This is a genomic window from Streptomyces sp. SID3212, from assembly GCF_009865405.1.
Taxonomy (GTDB): domain Bacteria; phylum Actinomycetota; class Actinomycetes; order Streptomycetales; family Streptomycetaceae; genus Streptomyces.
The window spans coordinates 1-5,390 of sequence record NZ_WWJY01000428.1; the positions used below are offsets into that span (position 1 = coordinate 1).

2 protein-coding genes and 1 pseudogene are annotated in these 5,390 nt (G+C 72.9%); all 3 read right to left on the bottom strand.

Annotated elements, in window-relative coordinates; translation table 11 throughout:
- Window positions 1-297, bottom strand: a pseudogene (locus tag GT042_RS12835) (hypothetical protein); the annotation flags it as partial.
- 141 nt (window positions 298-438) lie between these two features.
- Window positions 439-4,464 carry a type VII secretion protein EccCa gene (gene eccCa / locus GT042_RS12840; RefSeq protein WP_161308834.1) on the bottom strand — a complete coding sequence of 1,342 codons (4,026 nt, stop codon included), beginning with the start codon at window positions 4,462-4,464 and terminating at the stop codon, window positions 439-441.
- A 5-nt stretch (window positions 4,465-4,469) separates the two neighbouring features.
- On the bottom strand, window positions 4,470-5,390 hold a 921-nt coding region (locus tag GT042_RS12845), incomplete at its 5' end, for a MinD/ParA family protein (protein WP_202532700.1).

A 5,390-nucleotide genomic window follows, 5' to 3' on the forward strand; every position in this document is an offset into this window, starting at 1 on the left:
GAAGGTCCCGGCGAGCTGCTCGGCCTCCGCCACCCCGGTGGTGGCGCGCGCCTCCGTCCACCAGAACGGGAGCGGCGGGGGTACGGCCCCGAGGAGCCGCTCGGCCTCGCCCGCGACCTGCACGAGCAGCGGCGCCTCGACGGAGACCAGCGGGCGGCCCCGCTCGTCGCAGAGCTGGACGACGGCGCCCTCGCCCTCCGTACCCACCAGCTTGTCGGGACCACCGGACAGCAGGCCCGCGATCACACTCAGCGGGTCGGGCATGCGGGAGGTCAGGGCGATGACGTCCTTGGTCATGGGGTCGTCCGTCCTTCGCGTAGTCGGTGAGGTGTCGGTGGACGAGGTGTCGGTGGAAGAGGTGTCGGTGGACGAGGTATCGGACCGGTGAGATGTCGGGGGCCGGTGAGATGTCGGTCGGAGCACCTGGGTCCCAGGACGTCAGCCGGCAGCCCCGTACACCGTCTGGATCAGCCGGTTCGCCTGCCCCCTGCGGATGAACACCCCACGCCCGGCCGGCTGTTGCCGCGCGTACACCCCCGGGAACAGCTGTCCCTCGCTCCGGTCCCCCGCCATCAGCACCGCCGACGCCCCCGACTCCCGCAGGCCCTGCACCAACGGCTCGTACATCCCCCGCGACGCGCCCGCGACCCGGCGCGTCAGGACGAAGTGCAGCCCGATGTCGACCGCCGACGGGATGTACGGCAGGAACGGCGCGAGCGGCGACTGGCCGGCCGTGGTCAGCACGTCGTAGTCGTCCACGAGCACCACGATGCGCGGGCCGCTGCCCCAGCTGCCCGGCTCCAGGTCCTCCGGCCGCGCGCCGTCGTCCGGCAGCCGCTTGGCCAGTTCGCCGGCGATCCCGTGCGAAAGGCCTGTGCACATCTTGGTGTTGTACGCGTACCCGCCGTTGAACTCCTCCGGGATCGCGCCGCGCAGACTCCGCCGCGGGTCCATCACCGCGAAGACCAGGTCGTCCTCGCCGTACCGCTCGATGAGTCCGGCGGCGACGGTCTTCAGCAGGTTCGTCTTGCCGCACTCGCTGTCCCCCAGCACCAGCAGGTGCTGGTCGTGCCCGAACAGGTCGAGCAGGACCGGCGCGAGCGCCGCCTGGTCGAGGCCGATCGGTACGCGGCGCGGTTCGGCGACCGGGCCCGGCAGGAGGTGCGGCTCCAGGACGTGCGGCAGGATCCGTACCGGCTGCGCGACGTCCCCGCTCCACGTCGCCCGGACGGAACGGGCGGTGCGTTCCAGTACGGCGCCCAGGTCCGCGACGTCCACCACTCCGTCCGTACGCGGCAGCGCGACCTGCGCGAACAGCTTGGCGTCCGTGAGGACCCGGCCCGGCTCGTCCGGCGACAGCGTCTCGGCGAGCTTGCGGTCGACGCTGGAGTCGGTCGGGTCGTTGAGGCGGAGCTCGACGCGCGTGCCGAAGTTCGACTGCGTGGCGATGCGGACGTCGTTCCAGCGCAGCATGCCCGCGACGACGTGGATGCCGTACCCGCCCCCGCGCTTGAGGATGTCGACCACGGCGTCGTCCAGTTCCTCGAAGTCGTCGCGCAGCGCGCCGAATCCGTCGATGACGAGCACGATCTCGGCGGACGCGAGGCCGGGCAGCCGGCCCGCCGCGTGGAGGGTACGGAGCTGCTCGACGGAGTCGATGCCGTGCGCGCGGAAGAGGTCCTCGCGGGCGGCGAGCATGTTCCGTACCTCTTCGACCGTACGGGCCGCCCGCTCGCGGTCGGCGCGGCCCGCGATGCCGCCGACGTGCGGCAGCCCGGACAGCGCCTGGAGGCCGCCGCCGACCAAGTCCAGCCCGTAGACGCCGACTTCCTGGGGGGTGTGGGTCAGGGCGAGGGCGAGGACGAGGGTGCGCAGGAGGGTCGTCTTGCCGGACTGGGGGCCGCCGATGACGGCGGCGTGGCCGCCCGCGACCGTGAGGTCCAGGTACCACTGGCCCTGCCACTGCTTGGTGGGGTCGTCCAGGAGACCGAGGGGGACGCGCAGCGGGCTCCGGCCGCGACTGCCTCTGCCCTTCCTGGAGTCCACCTCCCCCTTCTCGTACGCCAGTTGCATGCCTCGCGGACCCACGTCCAGCGGCCCCGCCACCTGGTCCAGCGTGAGCGCGTCCGGCAGCGGTGGCAGCCAGATGCGGCGCACCGGACCCGCCGCGTCGTTGAGCTGGTTGACGATGACGCCCATCTCGGTGGGCCCGGTCTCGCGCCGCCGCGCCGACGGCTCCTGCCTGCCCGCGCCCGAACCCTCGCTCGCCGCCAGGGTGTTGAACGCCTCGTACTCCAGCGCCAGCGGCCCCGTGTCCTCGTCCTCCGCGCGCCGCACCGGCCCCCGGTAGGCGCCGGAGACGTAACTCGCCTTGAAACGCTCGTAGTGGCTGGTGTCGACCTTGAGGTAGCCGAAGCCGGGCAGCGGCGGGAGGTGGAAGGCGTCCGTCGTGTCCAGGACCGTGCGGGACTCGTCGGCGGAGAAGGTGCGCAGGCCGAGGCGGTACGAGAGGTACGTGTCCAGGCCCTTGAGCCGGCCGCCCTCGATGCGCTGGCTGGAGAGCAGCAGGTGCACCCCGATGGAGCGGCCGATGCGGCCGATGGACAGGAACAGGTCGATGAAGTCGGGCTTGGCGGTGAGGAGTTCACCGAACTCGTCGATGACGACGAACAGGTGGGGCAGCGGCTCCAGGTCGGGCCGCCGTTCGGCGCGCAGCGCCGCGTAGTCCCCGATGTCGGCGATGTTGCCCGCGTCCTTGAGCACCTGCTGGCGGCGTTTGACCTCGCCCGCGAGGGAGGCGTGGACGCGCTCGACCAGGCCGGCCTGGTTCTCCAGGTTGGTGATGACCCCCGCCACGTGGGGCAGTTCGGCGAACGGGGCGAAGGTGGCGCCGCCCTTGTAGTCGACGAGGACCAGGGCCAGGTCCTCCGGCGGGTGCGTGGCAACGAGGGCGAGGACGAGCGTACGGAGGAGTTCGGACTTGCCGGAACCGGTGGCGCCGACGCACAACCCGTGCGGGCCCATGCCCAGTTCGGAGGACTCCTTGAGGTCCAGGAGGACCGGCTCGTGGGAGTCGCTGACGCCGATCGGCACGCGCAGGAAGGCGCGTTCGCCGCGCGGCGCCCACAGGCGGGCGAGGTCGAGCCGCGCCACGTCGTCGATGCCGAGGAGGTCGGCGAAGTCGACGGGCCCGGTGAGGGGCGCGTCGACCAGCGACTCGGCGGACAGCCGCAGCGGCGCCAGCATCCGGGCCAGGCCCTCGGCGAACGGGACGCCGACCTCGTCCACCGTGCCGTGGGCGCTGACCGGTTCCTCCGCGCGGAGATCCTCGATGACCACCCGGTCGCCGTCCACGGTGATCCGTACACCGACGTGTCCGGGCTCCTGGATCCGCTGGTCGAGCAGGTGCAGGACGGTGACACCCATCTCGCGCAGGCCCACCGCGTCGTCGGGCAGCGGCAGGTCGACGGCGTCCTCGCCGTGCCCGTCGGTGACGACGAGCAGCCGGGACGTCATCGACAGGGCGTCCTTGCCGGACAGGCCGCGGCGCACCTCGGCGGCGTAGGAGGCGCGGCGGCGCAGCTCGGGGCCCAGCTGGCGGGCGAGTTGGGGTGCGGAGGGGGCGATACGGCGGGCCGCGACGGGGCCGTCGAACTGCTCGGTGTCCAGCACGTGCGGCATCCACTTGGCCCACTCCCAGTCGGCGAGCCGGTCGCCGGGGGCGGCGAGCGCGATCGCCACGTCGTCGGGGGCGTGCAGGGCGGCGGCCTGGACGAGCAGGGCGCGGGCGACGCGCAGGCAGTCCTCGCGGGGGCCGATCACACTCACGTTGCCGACGCGGTCGAGCGGGACGGTGAGCGGGAGTTCGGTGCCGGTGCGGAAGCGGGACATCAGCGACGACGCCTCGTTGAGCATGAAGCGGTCGGGCGGGGTGAGGACCGAAGAACCCTGCTGGGCGACCTTCAGATCGCGTACGGGCATCTCGCCGGTCCCGACGCGCACGCGCAGGAAGTCGCCGTCGACCCTGCGCCGTTCCCACAGCCGGGCCGGGCCGCGCACGATGTCGTACAGCGCGTGCGGCGGCGGGTTGAGGACGTCGGCGCGCTCGCGCCGTTCGCGTTCCTCGGCGGAGAGTTCCTCGCGCAGATCCTCCAAGTAGGCGAGATACGCCTCGCGTTGGGTGCGGCGGGTGCGCTGGGCCTTGCCGCGCTGCGAGAAGAGGAGCGCGACGGTGCCGATGACGGTGACGACGAGGATGAGCGCGCCGAGGGCGGCGAACTGGCTGTTCCGTACGACCGTCATCATCACGACGGACGACATGACACCGGCGACGGGCAGCAGCGACATCGCGATGTTGCCCGCCTTGCCCTCGGGGAGGTTGGGCGGGGCCTCGATGACGCGCGCCTCGGAGGCGGCCGGCGGTCGGGTGGTCCTGGCGGGGCGGTGGATCAGTCGGGTGCTCATCGTGGTCAGTGGCGTTTCTGCGAGAGCTGGAAGACCTCCGCGGCGAGGCGGGTGACGGCTTCCCTGGTCGGGTGCGCGAGGAGGTCGGTACGGATCGGGCCGCCGGCCGCCAAGTGCCGGTCGTACGGCAGTACTTGGACGCTCGCCCCGGTGGACCGGAGCTTCTGCGCGGCCTCCCCGAGGTCGAGCCCGGCGTGCGGGACGAGTTCGGTGAGGACGACGACCGTGCCGGCGATCACCTGGCGGGGCAGTCCCCGCATCCACTGGAGGACCGCGTACGTACTGGTGATGCCCTCCAGCGTGGCGGGCGAGGCGAGGACGCGGGCCTGGGCGGCGGAGAGCGCGGCGCGCGCGACCTCGGCCGGCAGGGTCTCGCAGTCGACGACCGCGACACCGAAGTAGCGGCGCAGCGCGACCATCGTCCGCTCGTACGTGACGGTGTCCAGCATCGCGCCGATCTGGCCCTGGCTGCCGGGCAACAGCCACGCGTTGTCGGGGAGTTGGACGAGGTAGCCGGTGATGTCGAGCAGCGACATCTGCGGCTCCACGATCTGCGCGACGTCGCCGGTGGTCCAGCGCAGTGACGTGGCGCCGAGCCGCAGTGGGAGCGAGCCGAGCGCCGGATCGGCCTCGACCACGAGGACGGGGTCCTGGCGGTAGTGCGCGTACGTCGTGCCGAGCAGGGCCGCGATGGTCGACTTGCCCGCGCCGCCCCGGATGGAGGTGACGGCGATCTGCCGGCCGGTGGTCACGGGCTGCTGGAGTGTCTCGGCGGCGCGGGTGGCGTCGGCGACCTCGCGGGCGACGGAGGAGGAGACGGCGCGGCGGGCGGCGCGTACGCCACGGGCGGCGAGGGACTCGCCGTGCTGCGGCTTGCGTACGGCGGCGGCGAGGCCGGGGTCCACGACGGGGCGGGAGTCGGGGGT